We start from the raw sequence: 19,992 nt of genomic DNA on the forward strand, positions 1-19,992 counted from the left end.
ATCCGCGGCGGCGGCCGCTGCGTCCTGTCAGACATGGAACCGCACAAGCCCGCGCCCGCGGAACAGCAGAAGCCTTCGCCCCGGCAGCCGGAAGGGTGTCTCGTCGTCGCTCTTCGCCTGCCCGTGCGGATCGTCGTGCTGGTCCTCGTCGTGCCGGTGCGGATGCTGTGGGACGCGGGCGTCGTCGCCGGGCGGCTGCTGCGGGACACGGTGCTGCGGCCCGTCGGCCGGGCACTGCTGTGGCTGGGGAAGGCCCTGTTCGTGTGGCCGCTGGTTTCGCTGTGGCGGTATGCCCTTGTCCCGCTCGCCGCCGCCCTAGGCTGGCTCGGGCGGTTCCTGCTCGTCGTGCCGGCGGTGTGGCTGTACCGCCGGGTGCTCACCCCCGTCGGGCACGCGCTGGCGTGGGCGGTGCGGGGGACCGGAGCCGGGATCGCCTGGCTGGCGCTGGGCATCGGCGCGGGCCTGGCGTGGCTGTACGCGCGGGTGCTGACGCCGGTCGGACACGGCCTGCTGTGGGTGCTGCGCGGCATCGGGTCCGTCCTCGGGGCGGTGGGCGCCGGGACGTACACGGTCCTCGCCGGGCTCGTGCGCCACCTGGTCGTCGTACCGGCGCTGTGGCTGTGGACCTGGCTGCTCGCTCCCGCGGGGCGGGCCGTCGCCTGGTGCGCGCGGGGCGTGCTGTGGGTGCTCGGGGCGGCCGTCACCGGCATCGGAATCGCTCTGTACTGGCTCACCCGGGTGCTGTTCGTACTGCCCGCGCTCGCCCTGTGGCGGTGGGTGCTCGTGCCCGTCGGCCGGGTCCTCGCCGTCGTCGCCCGCGAGGTGGGGGCCGCGCTCGGGCACGCCTGGCGCATCGCCGGACGGATCTCTCTCGCCGTGGGGCGCTTCCTCGGCACCGTCCTGCGGTGGGTCCTGGTCGAGCCGCTGCGCTGGGCGTACCGCAGGGTGCTCACTCCGGTCGGCCACCTCGTGCGCGACGCCGTCCTCAGGCCCGCCGCCAAGGCCGCACGCGGCGTCGGGCGGGCCGTGCGGGAGGCGCTCGCCGCGGCGCGGGAGTCGGCGCGGCAGGCCCGGGCGGACGTCCGGCGGATGCTGTTCGGTGAACCCCGCCGGAGTGAGGCGGTGGCCCGGCGGGAACCCGGTGGTCCCGGGACACGTACTCTTGATAGACGTACGACCGCTCTCACAAAGGACTAGGACACTGGGCAAGCGACAGCCCGAAGGCCCGCCGCCCGCACCCGCGGTGCAGCGCATCCGACTGCGCTACACCAAGCGCGGCCGCCTGAGGTTCACCAGCCACCGCGACTTCCAGCGCGCCTTCGAGCGCGCGCTGCGCCGCGCCGACGTACCCATGGCGTACTCGGCGGGGTTCACGCCGCACCCGAAGGTGTCGTACGCCAATGCCGCACCCACCGGCACGGGCAGCGAGGCGGAGTACCTGGAGATCGCGCTCACCGCGCCGCGTGATCCGGAGCAGCTGCGCGTCCTCCTCGACGAGTCGCTGCCCACCGGGCTCGACGTGATCGAGGCGGTCGAGGCGCGCACGTCCGGGCTCGCCGACCGGCTCACGGCTTCCGTATGGGAGCTGCGGCTGGACGGCGTCGATGCGGCCGACGCGCGACGCGCGGTGGAGGCCTTCACCGCGGCCGGGACGGTGGAGGTGCAGCGCCTGACCAAGAACGGCATGCGCACCTTCGACGCCCGTCCGGCCGTCGTGAGCCTGGAGACAACTGAAACGCTCAGTTCGCCGGCTGATAGGCCGAGCGACCAGCCCTGTGCGATACTGCGGCTGGTTGTTCGGCACGTGACGCCTGCCGTACGACCCGACGACGTCCTGTCCGGTCTCCGCGCCGTGGCCGACCTGGCGCCGCCGGTCCCCGCAGCGGTGACCAGGCTGGCGCAGGGGCTGTTCGATGAAGAGACCGGCACGGTGACCGACCCGCTCGCGCCCGACCGCGAGGCAGCGGCGGCCCTCGAAACGGCCGCTCCGGCTGCCGCCGCGACGGCGCCGACGCCGGAAGGTTCCGCGTAGGGACGAACGTCGTAAGCGCCGCCCTCGTACTCGGGAGCCACCTGGGTCGGGCAGCGCACCGACCACAAGACTTTCGCCAGGCCGTACGCGACAAGGTGTACGGAACCGGCGAGACAGGACACAGAAAGCTCCCGTGTGGCGCCCGCGCCCCGGACGGCGGCACCGCGCATCGCGCGAGCCGCGGACGTCAACGGCGGCCGATCCTCGTGATCGGCCCCGGACCAGGCGCGGCGCCCGGGAGCCCGACGGGAGATACGCCCGCATGCTCGAGCCGACCGAACCCACCCAGGGTTCCGAAGACAACAACACTCCGAGCGACACCCTGCCGCCGCGTCGTCGGCGCCGTGCCGCTTCCCGCCCGGCCGGTCCGCCGGCCCGCACCACCTCCGACGCCCCCGCCGAGACGGTCGAGCCGGCCATACCGGCCGCCGCGACCGCCCAGGCGGACGATGAGGCCGCCGAGGCCGTCGCCGCCGCGGTGAACACCGAGGCCGAGGAGGAGGCCGCCGTCGCCGAGGCGCCGGCCCCGCAGGCCGAGGAGGAGGCCGCGCCGGCCCGCCGTACGCGGCGCCGTGCGACCCGCAAGGCCACCGCGCCCGCCGGTGCGCCCGCGTCCGCCGAGGCCGCTGAGACCGTCGTGACGTCCGGTGCCGGTGAGGCTGCCGAGGCCAAGGCCACCGAGGTGGCCGAGACCGCTGCCGTCGGGACGGCCGGGGCCGAGGCCGCCGAGGAGCCCGCGCCGCAGGGCCGGGGCCGCCGGCGCGCCACGCGCCGCGCCTCGGCGCCCGCCGGAGCGCCGGCCGCCGCCGAGACCGCCGAGACCGTGGTGCCCGCCGCCGAGACCGCCGTGGTGCCCGCCGCCGAGACCGCCGAGGCGCCCGCCGCCCAGGCCGTCGAGGAAGACGCCGCGCCCGCCCGCCGCTCGCGGCGTCGCGTGACCCGCCGGGTGTCCGCGCCCGCCGGTGCGCCCGAGGCCGCCGAGACGGTCGTGGCCGCCGGTGCCGCCGAGGCGGAAGCGACCGCCGACACCGCGGCGCCCGAGGCCCCTGCAGCGGAGGCCCCTGCAGCGGAGACCCCCGCGCCCGAGGCCCCCGCCGAGGAGGCCGCCCCCAAGGGCCGTGGCCGCCGCCGGGTCGCCCGTCGCGCTTCCGCGCCCGCCGGAACGCCGGCCGCCGCCGAGACGCCCGTGACCGCCGAGACCCCCGTGGGCGCCGGTGTCGACACCGAGGCCGCCGCCGTGGCCGGCGTGGGCGAGCCCACCGCCAAGGCGCAGGAGCAGGCCCAGGCCACCGCGCAGCAGAAGGCGGCCGCCGAGGAGGCTCCCGCCGCCAAGGCCACCGAGCAGACCGAGGACGGCGGCCCGCGCCGTGGCCGCCGCCGCGTGGAGCGGCGCGCCGCGTCCGGCTTCGCCGCGCCCGCGCAGTCCGCCGCCGACGAGTCCGGCTCCCCGCGCCGGCCCGCGCGCCCCGCGGTCGCCGTCTTCCAGGCGCCCGTGTTCACCGAGCCGAAGTTCCAGACCCCGGAGCGCGCCGCCGCCGAGGCGGCCGCCGAGACCCGCCCCGCCCAGGCCGCCCAGGCCGTCGAGGCGGAGGAGCCGGCCGAGGAGCAGGGCGCCTCGCGGCGCCGCCGCCGTCGCCGGGGCGCGGCCGAGGAGCCGGAGCGGACCGCCGAGAGCGCCGTCGAGGCCGAGACCGCCACCGCCGACGAGGAGGCGGAGGAGGTCGACGACCAGGCCGAGGACGCCGCCGAGGGCGAGGACGGCGAGGAGACCGGGTCCCGTCGCCGCCGTCGTCGTGGCGGCCGCCGTCGCCGCCGCGGTGAGTCCGGTGACGCCGAGGGCGCCGAGGCCGACGGCGAGGAGCTCGCCGCCGAGCAGGCCGCTCAGGACGCCGAGGACACCGCCGAGCAGGTCGAGGAGGATGACGAAGAGGCCGCGGAGTCGGCCGAGGAGGACGCCGACGACCAGGCCGGCGGGTCCACCGCGGGCAGCCGTCGCCGCCGTCGCCGCCGCCGTCGCGCCGGTGACTCCTCGACGGACGGCGAGCCGTCCTCCGACGACCCGGAGCGCACCGTCGTCAAGGTGCGCGAGCCGCGGCCGGCGCGCGAGAAGAGCTCCGAGCCGTCCGACGAGGTGCAGTCCATCAAGGGCTCCACGCGTCTGGAGGCCAAGAAGCAGCGCCGCCGTGAGGGCCGCGAGCAGGGCCGCCGCCGCGTGCCGATCATCACCGAGGCGGAGTTCCTGGCCCGCCGCGAGGCCGTCGAGCGCGTCATGGTCGTCCGCCAGCACGGCGACCGCACGCAGATCGGCGTGCTCGAGGACGGCGTGCTCGTCGAGCACTACGTCAACAAGGAGCAGTCGACCTCGTACGTCGGCAACGTCTACCTCGGCAAGGTGCAGAACGTCCTGCCGTCGATGGAGGCCGCCTTCATCGACATCGGCAAGGGCCGCAACGCCGTGCTGTACGCCGGTGAGGTCAACTTCGAGGCGCTCGGCATGGCCAACGGGCCGCGCCGCATCGAGTCCGCGCTGAAGTCCGGCCAGTCGGTCCTGGTGCAGGTCACGAAGGACCCGATCGGTCACAAGGGCGCCCGCCTGACCAGCCAGGTCTCCCTGCCGGGCCGCTACCTCGTGTACGTGCCCGAGGGCTCGATGACCGGCATCAGCCGCAAGCTGCCCGACACCGAGCGGGCCCGGCTGAAGACCATCCTCAAGAAGATCGTCCCCGAGGACGCGGGCGTCATCGTGCGCACCGCCGCCGAGGGCGCGAGCGAGGACGAGCTGCGCCGCGACGTCGAGCGGCTGCAGGCGCAGTGGGAGGACATCCAGAAGAAGGCCAAGAACGGCGGCAACGGCAGCGCTCCGACGCTGCTGTACGGCGAGCCGGACATGACCGTCCGGGTCGTGCGCGACATCTTCAACGAGGACTTCTCCAAGGTCATCGTCAGCGGTGACGAGGCGTGGCAGACCATCCACGGGTACGTCGCGCACGTCGCGCCGGATCTCGCGGACCGGCTGCAGCGCTGGACCAGCGAGGTCGACGTCTTCGCCACGTACCGGATCGACGAGCAGCTCGCCAAGGCGCTGGACCGCAAGGTCTGGCTGCCCAGCGGCGGTTCGCTGGTGATCGACCGGACCGAGGCGATGGTCGTCATCGACGTCAACACCGGCAAGTTCACCGGTCAGGGCGGCAACCTCGAGGAGACGGTCACCAGGAACAACCTGGAGGCGGCCGAGGAGATCGTGCGTCAGCTGCGGCTGCGCGACCTCGGCGGCATCATCGTGATCGACTTCATCGACATGGTGCTGGAGTCCAACCGGGACCTGGTGCTGCGCCGTCTGCTGGAGTGCCTGGGCCGCGACCGCACCAAGCACCAGGTCGCCGAGGTGACCTCGCTGGGCCTGGTGCAGATGACCCGCAAGCGGGTCGGCCAGGGTCTGCTGGAGTCCTTCTCCGAGACCTGCGTGCACTGCAACGGCCGCGGTGTCATCGTCCACCTCGACCAGCCCAGCTCCAACGGCGGCGGCGGCAAGCGCAAGAAGCGCGCCCGGGCCGGTGCGGCCGAGCAGCCGCACGAGCACGAGCACGAGGTCGTGGAGGCGGCGGTGCAGACCGCGCCGACCGTCGAGGAGGAGGCCGAGAGCGAGGCCGAGGTGGCCGCCGAGGCCGCCGAGCCGGTCGCGCTGCCCGAGCCGGCCTTCGCCCCCGACGAGGAGCTGTACAGCAGCATCGCCGAGGCCGAGGCGGCCGCGTCCCGCGGTGGCCGCGGCCGGCGCCGGGCGAGCCGGCGGGCGTCCGCTCCGGCGGGCGCGCCGAGGGCGGAGTCCGCGAAGGCGGAGGCCCCCGCGGCCGAGCCGGTGAAGGCCGAGGCCACGAAGCCGGAGCAGCCGAAGGGCAGGGGGCGCAGGGCCGCGCGGGCCGAGGCCGTCGCCGAGGCGCAGGCGCCGACCGCGCAGGACGTGACCGCCGAGCAGGAGGCCGAGCGTCCCGTGCAGCCGGAGCCGGCCGCCGAGGCGCTGGCCGAGCCCGCGGCCGTCGAGGACGCCGTCGTGGCGCCCGAGGCGCCGGAGGCCGAGCCGGCCGCGCCCCAGGGCCGTACCCGCCGTCGGGCCACCCGCCGGGTTTCCGCTCCGGCCGGTTCGCCCGCCGGGGCCGAGGCCGCCGTGGTGACCGTCGCGGAGACCGCGCCCGCCGCCCCGCAGCAGGCCGAGGCCCCCGCCGAGGCGCAGGCCCCGGTCGTCGAGGCTGCCGAGGCTCCCGCCGAGGCCGCCGCTCCGGCCCGTCCGCGGCGCCGCGCGGTGCGCAAGGCCACCGCGCCGACCGCACCCGCGGAGACGGCCGTCGTGGTCCTGCCGTCCGCCGAGGCGCAGGCCCCGGCGGAGACGGCCGAGGCCGCCGACGCGGCGCAGGCCGCCGAGGAGACCGAGGCCGCCCCGGCCAAGAAGACCGCCCGCAAGGCGGCCAAGAAGGCCACGGCGAAGAAGGCCGCCACCAAGAAGGCGACGGCCACCAAGACGGCCGCGAAGAAGACGGCGGCCAAGAAGACGACGACGAAGAAGGCGGCGGCCAAGAAGACGGCCGCCAAGAAGACGGCCGCCAAGAAGACGTCGGCGGCGCAGCAGGCGGCTCCGTCCGTCTCGGCCTCCACCGACGAGTCCTGACCGATCACGTCACACGGGGCCCGGTTTGACCCTTCCGGGCCGGGCCCCGTAACCTAGACCGTCGGCGTGTCCAATGCACATGCCACATCCCCGTAAACCTCTTCCTCCCGGGCACACGGCTGGCCGGGAGAGGTCGTCCGCGTCTGCCGGGTGGCTGGCCTGCGGGGGTGCCGTTCCCCGAGCGAGAGAGTGAGATCCGCGTGTACGCCATCGTGCGCAGCGGTGGTCGCCAGCACAAGGTTGCTGTCGGCGACATCGTTGAGGTTGACAAGATTTCCACTGCCAATGTTGGCGACACGGTCGAGCTCTCGACCCTGCTCGTTGTCGACGGCGACGCCGTGACCAGCGACCCGTGGGTGCTGGCCGGCATCAAGGTCCAGGCCGAGGTCGTGGACCACCACAAGGGCCAGAAGATCGACATTCTGCGCTACAAGAACAAGACCGGCTACCGCCGTCGTCAGGGCCACCGCCAGCAGTACACGGCGATCAAGGTCACGTCGATCCCCACGGCCGCGAAGTAAGGGACTGAGGAGAAATGGCACACAAGAAGGGCGCATCGTCCACCCGGAACGGTCGCGACTCCAATGCCCAGCGGCTCGGCGTGAAGCGCTTCGGCGGTCAGGTCGTCAACGCGGGTGAGATCCTGGTCCGCCAGCGCGGCACCCACTTCCACCCGGGTGCGGGCGTCGGCCGTGGCGGCGACGACACGCTGTTCGCGCTGCAGGCCGGTTCGGTGCAGTTCGGCACCTTCCGCGGCCGCAAGGTCGTGAACATCGTTCCGGTCGCCTGAGACGGCTGATCGGAAGCTTTCGCGAGGCGGACCTCACTTCCCGGTCGGGAAGGCGGGTCCGCCTTTCGCGTGTTACACCGAAGACATCTCGTACCAAGCTCGTACCACGAGAATCTCTCGTACGTTTCTGGAGGCACCCCACATGACCACCTTCGTGGACCGCGTCGAACTGCATGTCGCCGCGGGTAACGGAGGTCACGGCTGTGCCTCCGTCCACCGTGAGAAGTTCAAGCCGCTCGGCGGTCCGGACGGCGGCAACGGCGGGCGTGGCGGCGACGTCATCCTCACCGTCGACCAGTCCGTGACCACGCTGCTGGACTACCACCACTCCCCGCACCGCAAGGCCACCAACGGCAAGCCCGGCGAGGGCGGCAACCGCTCCGGCAAGGACGGCCAGGACCTCATCCTGCCGGTCCCGGACGGCACCGTCGTCCTGGACAAGGCCGGCAACGTCCTCGCCGACCTCGTCGGCCACGGCACCTCCTTCGTCGCCGCCCAGGGCGGCCGCGGCGGCCTCGGCAACGCGGCGCTGGCCTCCGCCCGCCGCAAGGCGCCCGGGTTCGCGCTGCTCGGCGAGCCGGGGGACCTGCAGGACATCGTGCTGGAACTGAAGACCGTCGCCGACGTGGCGCTGGTCGGCTACCCGAGCGCCGGCAAGTCCTCGCTGATCTCGGTGCTGTCCGCCGCCAAGCCGAAGATCGCGGACTACCCGTTCACCACGCTCGTGCCGAACCTCGGTGTCGTCACCGCCGGTTCGACCGTCTACACCATCGCCGACGTGCCCGGCCTCATCCCCGGCGCCAGCCAGGGCAAGGGCCTGGGCCTGGAGTTCCTGCGCCACGTCGAGCGGTGCAGCGTGCTCGTGCACGTGCTGGACACGGCGACCCTGGAGTCCGACCGTGACCCCGTCTCCGACCTCGACATCATCGAGGAGGAGCTGCGCCAGTACGGCGGCCTCGGCAACCGTCCGCGCATCGTCGTCCTGAACAAGATCGACGTGCCCGACGGCAAGGACCTCGCCGAGATGGTCCGCCCCGACCTGGAGGCCCGCGGTTACCGGGTCTTCGAGGTGTCCGCGGTCGCCCACACGGGCCTGAAGGAGCTGTCGTTCGCCCTGGCCGACCTGGTGGGCAAGGCGCGGGCCGCCAAGCCCAAGGAGGAGGCGACCCGTATCGTCATCCGGCCCAAGGCCGTCGACGACGCCGGGTTCACCGTCACCCGTGAGGACGCCGCCGGCGAGCCGCTGTTCCGGGTGCGCGGCGAGAAGCCCGAACGCTGGGTGCGCCAGACCGACTTCAACAACGACGAGGCCGTCGGCTACCTCGCCGACCGGCTCAACCGCCTCGGTGTGGAAGAGGAGTTGATGAAGGCGGGCGCCCGCTCCGGCGACGGCGTCGCCATCGGCCCCGAGGACAACGCGGTCGTCTTCGACTGGGAGCCGACCGCGATGGCCGGCGCCGAGATGCTCGGCCGGCGTGGCGAGGACCACCGCTTCGAGGCCCCGCGCCCCGCGGCCCAGCGCCGCCGCGACCGCCAGGCCGAACGGGACGAGGCCGAGCAGGAGTTCGACGACTTCGATCCCTTCTAGGCCGACGCCCTTCCCGGTGCGGCGGGCGGCGGTTCAGAAGCCGCCGCCCAGCTGCACGTACTCCCGCACGCTCAGCGCGCTGTGGGCCGTGCCCAGCAGCGCGTCCCCGTTGGTGCGGGACCCGGGGCCACCGGACGTGGACAGCAGGGCGCGCACGCCGCTGTCGGCCCAGGCGCACTGGTGCACGTGTGCGTCCCGGACGACGATCACCTGGCACTTGAACAGCACGGGCCCCTTGCCGCCGGCCTCCTCGCCCTTCAGGAGGAACAGCCGCGGCCTCTCGGCCACGGTCACGCCGGGTGCCTCGGCGGCCGTGCGCAGCATGTGGTCGCGGGCCCGCCGCGGGTCCTCGATGCGGCCGAAGGCGCCGTCGACCCTGAGCCACTGGCCCGGGGTCCCCGTGGGCCCGTCCAGGTACGGGGCGAAGAAGCCGGACACCTCCGTGACGTCCTCCTGGCCGGGGTCCGGTGCGGTGGCGACGCGGGGAACGCCGTCCGGCCGGCTCTCCCTGCGGATCCAGCCGTCGTCCCAGAGCGTCGCGGGCATCGTGAGGACGGGCGGCCCCGAGGGGTAGCGGACGTGGGCCTTCGCGCCCGCGAGCGGCCCCCGGGTCATGCTCCAGACCCCCGGCCCGGCGCACACCAGGGCCACCACGGCGCAGGACACCCACGCCGTCCTGCGGCTCCTGGTACGGGCCAGGAAGAACGCGAGCAGCGCGAAACCGCCGCCCACGCCGAGCAGGACGGCCCCGGCCGTCCGCCGTCCCTCCCGGCTGCCCCGGGTCTCGCCCTCCTCCTGCGGCACCGGGGCCGTGACCGTGAAGTGGTCCTCGTTGCTCAGCTCGTCCTTGGGGTCGTCCGGGAAGACGGCCACCGTGACGTTCTCGGTCACCAGCGCCGTGTCCAGCCGCAGCGTGAGCGGCTGGATGCGCGTGCACGAGAGCACCCGCCGCGTCCCCACCTTCCGGCAGCCGTCGCCGACGTCCACCGGGGTGGTGTGGGCGGGGAAAAAGTACTGCAGCGTCGCGCCCTTCGCCAGGCGCGCCCCCTCGGGCAGGGCGGACTTGGCGCCGCTCACCTCGGGGTGCACCGTGACGGTCCCGCCCACCTCGGCGGTGAGGTATTCCTCCTGCACCGCGACGGAGTAGCCAGGGCTGTCCGCTGCCGCGCTCGCGGGGGCCGTCACGGCCAGCAGCGCCGTCACCGCGGCCATGCCCAGGGCGGCACGATGGGCCCTCATCCGCGTCCTTCCGTCGACTCCCGCGGTACCTGCGTGAGACCGCCGTGCGGCGCGAACGGTTGTACCGAAGGACGGAAAGGGCCCGCCCGCGCTCCCATGAGGGAGATGCGGGCGGGCCCTTGCGATGGGTCAGCGGCTCAGACCACCGGCTCCGGATCCCGTTCCGCCGGCGACGGCTCCTCCGCCTTCTCCGACGGCCCCGAGGCCCCCGGGTTCTGACCGCCGGCCCGGCCGAAGCGCGGCTTCGCGGCGATCAGCGGCAGCGTCAGGATGCCCAGGAACAGCGGCGCGAACATGTACCGGGCGAGCGGTGCCGGGTTGGCCGCAACCACCGTCAGCTGCAGCGCCAGCGGGATCGACATCATGGCCAGCGGCGCCCAGGAGCGCTGCCGGCGCGAGAACGTCAGGAAGATCCCGTACGCCACGTAGCACCAGGTCGCGCCCCGCCACAGCAGCCACTGCAGCTGCGGCGTCTTGCTGGCCTTCCATGTGAAGAACGCCAGCTTGTGCAGGGTGTCGCTGACCGGGCGGATCTTCAGGATCGGCCGGTACTCACTGTGCTTGATGTCCTGGTTCCAGTCGGCCCAGCCGAACAGGTCCTTCGGCACCGACGGCGCGCTGATCAGCGTCTGGCCCATCTTGTCGGCCGGCCCGGGGAACGGCGACCAGGCGATGTGCGAGCGGCACAGCCGCGCCCCGATCATCTGGTCCGGGGTGCGCTGCAGGACCCGCATCCACAGGTCCATCAGCTCGGTGTTGTACTCGGCGGCCTTCGGCCGGTTCATCGGCGGCCGCATCGCCCAGTCGGCGTTGTAGCAGTTGGCCGCCTTGCCACCCCAGTGGGACAGCGGCGCCACCTTGGCCATCAGGTCCTTGTCGGCCTGGGTGAAGGTCCACGGCGCCTTGCCGTAGACGACCGCGATGTCCGCGTAGTTCATCGCGTACACCTGGTCCTTGGTCGGCGTGATCACGCCCAGCGCGGGGTAGATCCACAGCTGCAGCGCGCCCGCGATCACCGCCGGGATCACCGTCGCGACCAGCATCGCCCGGCGCATCTTCGGCAGGACGAACAGCAGCACCGGCGCGGCGAGAACGGCGACCAGCAGACCGTTGTTGCGGAACAGGCCCATCGCCAGGAAGCCGACGAAAAGCATCGCGACGTCGTTGCGGAACGCCTTGTCACGCACCGCCTGCCGGCCGCGCATCCGGCGCACCACGAGCCGTCCGGCCGCGCCGAAGGCCACGACAGAGCCGATGACGAACGGCACGTCCTTCCACACGAAGATGGTGAACGAACCGATCGACGGCAGTACCGCCACCGCGATCGCGGCCGTCGCGCACCACTTGCCCGGCACCCCGAACTGCCGCAGTGTCGTCGCCACATAGGCGAGCGACGCCGCCATGGCCACGCTCTGCAGGAACGTCAGCAGTGACAGGTCACCGGTGATGTTGAGCGACAGCCAGACCAGCCCGTCGTAGGCCACCGAGTGGTTGGACATCCAGTGCCCGGTGGTGACGTGCCAGACGTAGGCGATGGAGTCGTAGCTCATCCCGCCGGGGTAGAAGGCCGCCCACCACAGCAGGAAGACGACCTGGGTGACGGCGTAGACGGCCAGGGGCATCCGGCGCCGGGCCGGAATGCGTTCCAGGCGCTGCCTGACGGCTCTGGGGATCGTGGGCACGCTCAACGCTCCGCGGAATCGGTGGACGAAGGTTCGGGGTGCGCGAGTTCCAGCATCCGGTGGATCACCCGCTCGCCGGCGTGGCCGTCGTCGAGGTCGCAGAAGACGTCCTTGAACTCCCGGTAGGCCTCCGTGTAGGAGGCGCTGATCCGGTCGATGTCGGCGAGCGCGTCGATCAGTTCGTCCGACGTCTGCAACAGGGGACCGGGGGCCTTCTCCTCGAAATCGAAGTAGAAGCCCCGCAGCTGGTCGCGGTAGTACTCGAGGTCGTACGTGAAGAACAGCATCGGACGGCCCGTGTTCGCGAAGTCGAACATGAGCGACGAGTAGTCCGTGACCAGCACATCGGTGATCAGGAACAGCTCTGCGATGTCCGGGTAGCTGGAGACGTCGAAGACGAAACCGTCACCGGCGCCGGGCACCGCGTCGACGATGTTCGAGTGCTTGCGCACGAGCAGGACGTGGTCGTCGCCGAGGCGCTCGGCGGCCTTCCGCACGTCCAGCCGCATGTCGAACTTGTAGTTGCCGGCCCGGTAGAACTGGTCGTCGCGCCAGGTCGGCGCGTACAGCACGACCTTCTTGCCGGCCGGCAGACCGATCCGGTCGCGCACGCTCTTGGCCAGCTCCTCCGTCCCGTCGGAGAGCAGCACGTCGTTGCGCGGGTAGCCGGACTCCAGGATCTCGCCCTCGAACTGGAACGCCCGCTTCATGATCGGCGTGGAGAACCGGTTGGGGGAGACCAGGAAGGACCAGCTCGGCGCCTCCTCGGCGACCTTCTGCAGGTACTTGCGGTCGGCGAACTGGACGCTGTCGATGTCGTGGCCGATCCGCTTGAGCGGGGTGCCGTGCCAGGTCTGCACGATGACCTGGCCCTCGCGGCGGCGGATCCAGTGCGGCAGGTGCGTGTTGGTGACGATGTACCGGCTGCGGCCGAGCGCCTCGTACCACTCGCGGCTCCAGCGCCGGATGACCTTCACGCCCTCGGGGATCTCGGCGCGGAGGTCCTCCACCACCCACACGTGCTCCAGCTGGTCGCCGCGGCGCACCAGCTGCTCGTAGACGGCGCGCGGCGAGTCGGAGAACTGGCGGCCGGAGAACGAGGCGTACAGGACGGTGTCCTTCAGCGGCGCGACACGGGCCTGCGCGTACACCTTGGTGCGCAGCTCGCGCTGGCGGTACCAGCCGATCTCGGCCGGGCCGAGGTCGGAGGCGGCCTCGATCAGCAGCCGGTCGAAGAAGCGGTGGGTGAGCGTGTAGTCCCGGCCGCGCACGGTGAAGTTGACGGGCAGCGTGTCCAGCGCGGACGGCACGGCACGCACCGGCACCTCGACGCGGGAGCCGGCGGTGCGGGCGAACAGGTACCAGCGGCCCTGGCGCAGCGGCACCTGGGCGATGCTGTCCGGCACCGGCAGGAACTCGGCGCTCAGTACCCCGTCGGCCACCGTCGCCGGGTAGGTGTGCTCCTCGGCGTGCCGGCTGTGCCGTACGACGATCTCGACCGGCTCGTCGACCTCGGCGGGCAGCGCGGCCGTGAGGGCGATACGGCCCTCGGCGGTGACGGACACCTCGCCGGCCATGGGCTGCACCGGCTGGGTGCGCAGCACCAGGCGGCCGGAGCCGTCGCTGGTGACGGCGATCACCCGGCTGCCCCAGGCGGCGGTGGGCCGGCCGTCCACGGAGGTCTGCCGGCCGAGGTCGCCCTCGGCGGCGTCCACGGCGACGGGGAAGCGGCGCTTGCCGCCGACGCCCAGCTCGGCCGTCCACTTGTCGGAGACGTGCAGGTTGTCGCTGTCGCGGCCCTCGACGTCCAGGTCGGCGAGCGGCACCCGCACGGAGAACGTGCCGCCGCTGCCGCGCTCCACCGGCAGGTCCAGCGTGGCCTCGGTGGACCCGTGGGTCAGCCGCAGCGTGAGCGGCGCGTCGCCGGTGGCGGCGTCGTGGCCGAGCGTGCCGGTCAGGACCAGCCCGCCGTCCTCGGCCCGGTGGCCGGTCAGCCGGGCCCGCACCCGCTCCACCCGCAGGTACAGGTGCTCGTCGGCGACGTACGGCACGACCCGTACGTCCTTGTCGACCCAGAACGGGGACGGGCTCTGTGCGCTGCCGGTCTCGCCGGCCTTCAGCCGGGTCCGGCGCACGATGCCCTGCTGGACGGTGGTGACGGTCAGCCGCCACACACCGTCGCGCCAGCCGCCGCGCGCCTTGAGCTTGGCCGGATTCAGGTCGGCGGTGAAGCCGGACCAGTCGTAGTTGTGCAGCGACTGGCCGGAGGTCTGCGTGGCGCGCAGCGCGCGCGCCTGGTCCGGGCGCACCAGCACCGTGCGGCGGCTGCCGACCTCGCGCAGCATCAGCACGCGCAGGGTGGTGCGCTGCGGACGTTCGGCGGCGAGGTTGCGGATGTAGGCGTGGCCCTCGAGGTGCAGCCGGCCGCCCTGCCAGATCAGCGCCTCGGCGCGGGCGCGGGCGGAGAAGTCGTTGTCGACGCGCAGCACCGAGCGCGGCACGGGCCGCTTGCCCTGGTCGAGGACCGGGTAGTCGGCGAGGTGGCGCAGGCCCTGCCGGACCACGGGGACGGCCCGGCCTGTCTCCCGCTCGTAGGCGAGCAGCTCCATCAGCTCCTCGAGGCGGCCCTCGCGGATCAGATGGCACTTCAGCCGCAGCGCGACCGGCAGGCGCGGCATGACCGCCTCGTCGACACGGCTGAGGAAGTCGGCGGCGCCGCTCATGAACAGCTCACGGAACTCGTCGCCGGCCTCGTCCAGCACGCCCATGAACAGCGGCAGTTCGTCGGTGATGAAGATCTCGTCGTACCAGCGCTTGTGGGCGACGTACTCCTCGCCGGGCTGGGAGGCGAGGAAGCGGCTGACCCGGTCGCAGGAGCGGATGCGGTCGCGGACGTTGACCGGCTCGGTGCGGCGCTGGGTGATCGACGGGGCGCCGCCGGTGCGCTGACGCCACAGGTAGACGGGCTCCCCGAGCACGTCGACGGCGGAGGCCAGGAAGTGCGCGGGCAGCGTGACCGGGGCGTCCTCGTAGAGGATCCCGGGGAATTCAAAGGCGTGCCTGTCCCAGAACGAGCGGCGGAAGACCTTGTTCCAGGCGGTGCGGTCGTAGACGAGGTTCTTGTCGCGGCTGATGTGGGTCCGCGTGCGGTCGGTGCGCAGCCGCTTCTCGTGCAGCGGGGAGATCAGGATCTCGCCGGCCTTGAGCAGGTTGACGTTGCCGCTGACGAAGTCCGAGCCGGACGCCTCGAGGCTCGCGATGCACCGCTCGTAGGCGTCGGGCAGGACGATGTCGTCGCTGTCCACGAAGGCGAGGAACTCGGTGCCCTCGGTGAGGTGGGCCACACCGGTGTTGCGGGCGGGGCCGAGTCCCTGGTTCTCCTGCGCGACGACCCGGATCCGGTCGTCCTTCGCCGCCCAGTCCTTGGCGATCGCGAGGCTGCCGTCCGTGGAGCCGTCGTCCACGACGATTGCCTCCCAGTCGGTGAACGTCTGGTCCGCGATCGACTGCAGGCACTCGTCGAGGAAGAGTTCCACGTTGTACACGGGAACGACTAGTGACAGACGGGGAGGCATCTGCGGTACTGCGCCTTTCTCAGGTTACGTATGTGTCCGGCGGCGACCGGACCCGCCGGACACGGTAGCTCTAGCCCCGCGTGAGACGGCTCGGACGCTCCGCCGGAAGTGTGACCGGCGGCACGTCCTCCTGGTTCATGAACACCCTGCGTACCACACGCTCCGCCGCCCGGCCGTCGTCGAACTCGCAGAACCGCCTGCGGAACTCCGTGCGCGCCTTGGCGGAGGTGTCGTCGCACCAGCGCCCCGAGAGGAAGACGTCCAGGAGGTCCCCTTCGGTTGCCACCACGTGGCCGGGCGACTCTACGTGAATGTCGAAGTAGGTGCCCCGGGTGGCCCGGTACACCTCCCAATCATTGGCAAAGACGACGATGGGCCGGTCCAGCAGTGCGTAGTCGAACATCAACGACGAGTAGTCGGTGAGCAGGCAGTCCGCGGCGAGGTACAGCTCCTCCACGCAGGGGTGTCCGCTCACGTCGACGACCGGCGAGCCGTCCGTGCCGCCCTCAGCCGTGCCCAGGTTGAAGTAGTGGGCGCGCGAGAGCACCGTGAAGCCGTCGCCGAGCTGCTCGGCGAAGTGCTCCAGATCGAGCACCGGCCGGGGCACCGCCTGGTAGTCGCGGTGGGTCGGCGCGTACAGCACGACCTTCTTGTCCGGGGCGACACCGAGCTTCCGCCGGGCCCGCTCCCGGTCCTCGTCGGTGGCGTTGACCAGCACGTCGTTGCGCGGGTAGCCGTAGTCGAGGGAGGTGTACTCGGCCGGGTAGGCCCGGTTCCAGATAGCGGTGGTGAAGCTGTTGGAGGAGATGCTGTAGTCCCAGCGGTCGATCCGCTGGATCAGCGTCTCCATGTCGAGGTCGGCCTGGCCGATCGGGTACTCGACGAGGTCGACGCCCATCCGCTTGAGCGGCGTGCCGTGGTGGGTCTGCACGAAGACCTGACCCGGACGCTTGACCACCAGCGTCGGAAAATTGACGTTGTTGACCAAATATTTGCTGCGGGCCATCGCCTTCCAGAAGCCCCACGAGCCCGGACGCACCACGGTGGTACCGGCCGGCGGCTTGTTGCGCGCGTCCGGCTTGAGCACCCAGACCGTCTTCACCTGCGGGGCGAGTTCCCGCAGCTTCTCGTGGATGGCGGCCGGGTTGCAGGCGTAGTCGGCGTTCCAGTACGCGGCGAAGACGGCCGTGTCCTTGCGCACCGGCAGCATCCGCTGACCCCGGTAGTACGCGCGCAGCACCACGGAGCGCACCGGCTTCTTCAGCCGCCTGGCGGCACGGTAGGCGCGGCGGGCGGCGGGACGCAGCCGGGCCGGGAGCCGGTCGGCGACACGGCGCCTGGCGGACTTGGACGAGGCGGTCTTCGGCTCGCTGTAGCCGGCCGGGCGGCGCGACCTCTCGGCCTCGAGCCGGCGGGCCCGGAACTCGGCCCGGGCGTCGGCGGGCAGCCGGCCCGGCATCCGCTCGATCACACCGAGGTGGAAGGTCATGCGCTCGTACAGCGGACCGCGCCAGTGGTCGAAGCGGGGGTGCTGGTCGAGGAAGGAGAAGACCAGGTCGTACTGGTCGAAGACGTCGAAGTGCTTACGGCTGGAGGAGGACAGGATGGAGCCCTGGCGCCGCTGGCGGTAGTGCACGCACACCCGGTCCAGCAGGGCGATGCTCTCGGCGGCCACCATCACCGGGTAGGTCCACGGGGTGTCCTCGTAGTAGCCCCCGGGGTACTCGAACCCCCAGCGCTCCACGAAGTCGCGGCGGTAGGCCTTGTTCCAGGCGACCTGGAGGAGCTGGAGCAGACCGGGGTGGTCGTCCAGGCGGAACGTCCCGGCCGGGCCCTCGCTCAGCAGCGAGCGCTTGGCGTTGGGGGAGACACGGCCGTCCCAGTAGGTGCGCTCGTAGTCGAAGACCAGCAGCTCGGGGTCGCCGGTCTCCTCCAGGCGCCGTGCGATGGCCTGCAGCGAGCCCGGGAGCATCGTGTCGTCGCTGTCCAGGAAGATCAGGTACGTGCCCCGGGCACGGGCCATGCCGGCGTTGCGCGCCCGGCCGAGCCCCACGTTCTGCTCGAGCTGCACCGCCACCACACGCGGGTCGAACCCCGCGTACTCGTCCATGATCTCGCCGCACGCGTCGGGTGAGGCGTCGTTGACCGCGATGACCTCGAAGTCCGTGAAGGACTGGCCGAGCACCGAGTCGAGACAGTCGCGCAGATACGCCTCGACCCCGTACGCCGGAACGATGATGCTGAACCGGGGTGTGGCGCTCTCTTGGGCTTGCGTGGGAATCATGTGGACTTTGCGCTTTCGGAGGGGGGAGGCGGGGCGCGGTTCCGCGGGGCGGGGGTGGGGGCCACGAGCTCGCCCGCCCCTGCGGGGTGTCACTCGGACCGGGTCAGGGCGTACCTGAGCAGACGGCGCGTGGCGTCGGACTGACGCTGGCGCAGGGCACCGGGCAGCAGGGTCAGCGCGTGCAGCCGCATCGACAGATGGCGCCGCGCGGACCGCGCGGCCTTGGGCCAGCCGTGCCGGTCCAGGTCGTCGGCCACCTCGTTGAAGAACCGCACGGCCTCGCCGAACCGGGCGCCGGTGAGGGCCTCCGCCGAGGACAGGCTGCCGGAGTGGCGCCGGTAGCGGAAGGCGGGGGCCGGCTCCACGACCAGCTTCTCGCCGCGCCTGATCAGCTCGATGATCAGGGCCAGGTCCTGGATGACGGAGAGGTCCTCGCGGAAGTTGACCGCCTTGACCGCGTCGGCGCGCCAGCAGATCGACGGGAAGTACAGCCAGTTCCCGCCGAGCAGGTTCGCGGCCAGCGGCTCACCGGACAGCACCAGGCGGCGGCCGTGGTGCTTCGGCGCGTACAGGCGCCGCTTGACCTCGTCGCCGAGCGAGGTGGAGGGGTTGCCGTGCTCGTCGATGACCTCGACGCCGGGCTGGTAGATCGCCGCGTCCGGGACGGCCTCGATCGCGGCCCGCAGCGTCTCGACGTAGGTCGGCAGCAGCAGGTCGTCGCTGCCGAGCATGGTGAAGTGCGTGGACTCCACCAGCTCCACGCACTTGCGGAAGTTGCGGGTGATGCCGAGGTTCTGCTCGTTGCGCTGGTAGCGCACCCGCTCGTCGCCGAGGGAGGCGAACCACTCCGGGACACCCGGTTCGCGGCCGTCGTCGACGACCGTGAGCCGCCAGTCCTTGTCGGTCTGGTCCAGCACGCTCTGCACGGCTGCCTGCATCAGGGCGGTGTCGCCGTAGTGCGGCAGCATGATGTCGAGGGTCTGCACGCGTGTTACTTCCCGTTCCGGGCCGGCCGCAGCACCGAGCGGCGGCTGAACGCGAGCAGCAGGATCATGCCGATGCGGCCGAGGTACAGGGTGGCCTTCAGGGGCGACTGGCTGGGTGTGCCGGTCGTGCGCGGGCGCATCGCGACGGGGACCTGCTCGACGCGGTACCCGGCCCGGATCACGGCGATCGTGGACTCCACGGTGTCGCCGAGGTACTCCACCGGGTACCAGCGGGCGAACACGTCGATCAGGTCGCGGTTGGAGGCCCGGAAGCCGGAGGTGACGTCGGTGAGCTTGGTGCGCGCCATGCGCGACAGCCAGAACGCGAGCACCAGCATGGCCCACCGGCGCGGGCCGCGTGCCTCGTACTCGCCGGTGCCGGCGAACCGGGCGCCCATCACGAGGTCCGCGCCGTTCTCCAGCCGGGCGAGCAGCTCCGGCACGTTGCGCGGGTCGTGCTGGCCGTCGGCGTCGACCTGGATGGCGATGTCGTAGTCGCGGTCGTGGGCGTACTTGTACCCGGCGCGCATCGCGCCGCCCACCCCGAGGTTGTACGGCAGCTTCATCACCGTCGCGCCGGCGGCGCGGGCCACCGCTGCGGTCTCGTCCGCGCTGCCGTCGTCGACGACGAGGACGTCCGCCCCCGGGAGGGTGGCGTGGACCTCCTTGATGACGTCGGCGACGCCGTCCGCCTCGTTCCACGCCGGCATGATGATCAGCACACGCTTGCCGTCGATCACTTCGCGTCCCCCTGTTCTGCGGATGCGGCGGGGGCCTCCAGCTCGGCGAGCCGGGCCCGCAGGTCCTGCACGTCGATGCGGAGCAACGCCACCTCTTCGGAGAGGGTGCGGCCCTCCTCCTCCAGATGTCCGACTTCCCAGCTGAGCTGGAGCGAGACCACGAAGAGGAAGGCGACGCCCATGAACAGCACCAGGCTGACCCCGGAACGGACTCCGAGGACCTCGGACACCGCGTCCACACCCCGCGGGAAGAACCCGAGCGGAATGATCACCAGACCGGTGATCACCCAGAGGAAGGCGTACTTCTCCTTGAGCTTGCGACGACGCAGGAGCTCGACGATGCACGCGACGAGGACGACTCCGGTGACCGAAGTCAGCATCCACAACTGCATACCGCACTCCGGTGTATCGGACGA

13 protein-coding genes are annotated in these 19,992 nt (G+C 72.3%); 6 read left to right on the forward strand and 7 right to left on the reverse strand.

The annotated features are described in order from the left end of the window. Positions 1-33: 33 nt before the first annotated feature. The 6 genes from ACZ64A_RS08720 (at position 34) to obgE (ending at position 9,070) form a co-directional block, all read left to right on the forward strand. Entirely contained in the window at positions 34-1,197 is a 1,164-nt protein-coding gene (locus ACZ64A_RS08720) for a hypothetical protein (RefSeq protein WP_469809158.1), read from the forward strand. Positions 1,198-1,243: 46 nt separating this feature from the next. Further along, positions 1,244-2,032, forward strand: coding sequence for a TIGR03936 family radical SAM-associated protein (locus ACZ64A_RS08725; protein WP_469809159.1), 789 nt, complete (start codon positions 1,244-1,246; stop codon positions 2,030-2,032). Positions 2,033-2,294: 262 nt separating this feature from the next. Then, a complete protein-coding gene (locus tag ACZ64A_RS08730) occupies positions 2,295-6,692 on the forward strand; it encodes an Rne/Rng family ribonuclease (protein WP_469809160.1) in 4,398 nt (1,465 codons plus the stop codon). 200 nt (positions 6,693-6,892) lie between these two features. Continuing rightward, positions 6,893-7,213: a 50S ribosomal protein L21 gene (gene rplU / locus ACZ64A_RS08735; protein WP_189948455.1), complete on the forward strand. Its 321-nt coding sequence runs from the start codon at positions 6,893-6,895 to the stop codon at positions 7,211-7,213. A gap of 14 nt (positions 7,214-7,227) precedes the next feature. After that, positions 7,228-7,482: a 50S ribosomal protein L27 gene (gene rpmA / locus ACZ64A_RS08740; RefSeq protein WP_010476314.1), complete on the forward strand. Its 255-nt coding sequence runs from the start codon at positions 7,228-7,230 to the stop codon at positions 7,480-7,482. A gap of 142 nt (positions 7,483-7,624) precedes the next feature. Further along, positions 7,625-9,070: a GTPase ObgE gene (gene obgE, locus ACZ64A_RS08745; RefSeq protein ID WP_469809161.1), complete on the forward strand. Its 1,446-nt coding sequence runs from the start codon at positions 7,625-7,627 to the stop codon at positions 9,068-9,070. Positions 9,071-9,103: 33 nt separating this feature from the next. Here the strand turns inward: obgE and ACZ64A_RS08750 are convergent, their stop codons facing one another. From ACZ64A_RS08750 to ACZ64A_RS08780, 7 genes are all read right to left on the reverse strand, one after another. Next, positions 9,104-10,309, reverse strand: a complete 1,206-nt coding sequence (locus tag ACZ64A_RS08750) for a hypothetical protein (RefSeq protein ID WP_469809163.1) — start codon at positions 10,307-10,309, stop codon at positions 9,104-9,106. Between the two features lie 137 nt (positions 10,310-10,446). Further along, positions 10,447-11,991, reverse strand: a complete 1,545-nt coding sequence (locus tag ACZ64A_RS08755) for a DUF6020 family protein (protein ID WP_469809164.1) — start codon at positions 11,989-11,991, stop codon at positions 10,447-10,449. Positions 11,992-11,993: 2 nt separating this feature from the next. Further along, positions 11,994-15,536, reverse strand: coding sequence for a bifunctional glycosyltransferase/CDP-glycerol:glycerophosphate glycerophosphotransferase (locus tag ACZ64A_RS08760; protein WP_469809165.1), 3,543 nt, complete (start codon positions 15,534-15,536; stop codon positions 11,994-11,996). A gap of 100 nt (positions 15,537-15,636) precedes the next feature. Continuing rightward, a complete protein-coding gene (locus ACZ64A_RS08765; protein WP_469809166.1) occupies positions 15,637-17,850 on the reverse strand; it encodes a bifunctional glycosyltransferase/CDP-glycerol:glycerophosphate glycerophosphotransferase in 2,214 nt (737 codons plus the stop codon). A gap of 89 nt (positions 17,851-17,939) precedes the next feature. After that, entirely contained in the window at positions 17,940-18,836 is an 897-nt protein-coding gene (locus ACZ64A_RS08770) for a glycosyltransferase family 2 protein (RefSeq protein WP_469809168.1), read from the reverse strand. Positions 18,837-18,841: 5 nt separating this feature from the next. Continuing rightward, entirely contained in the window at positions 18,842-19,576 is a 735-nt protein-coding gene (locus tag ACZ64A_RS08775) for a glycosyltransferase family 2 protein (protein WP_469809169.1), read from the reverse strand. After that, positions 19,573-19,956: a DUF2304 domain-containing protein gene (locus ACZ64A_RS08780; protein ID WP_469809170.1), complete on the reverse strand. Its 384-nt coding sequence runs from the start codon at positions 19,954-19,956 to the stop codon at positions 19,573-19,575. Before ACZ64A_RS08780 ends, ACZ64A_RS08775 begins: the two co-directional genes overlap by 4 nt. Between the last annotated feature and the right edge of the window lie 36 nt (positions 19,957-19,992).

This window comes from Streptomyces sp. NPDC104814, from assembly GCF_055583185.1.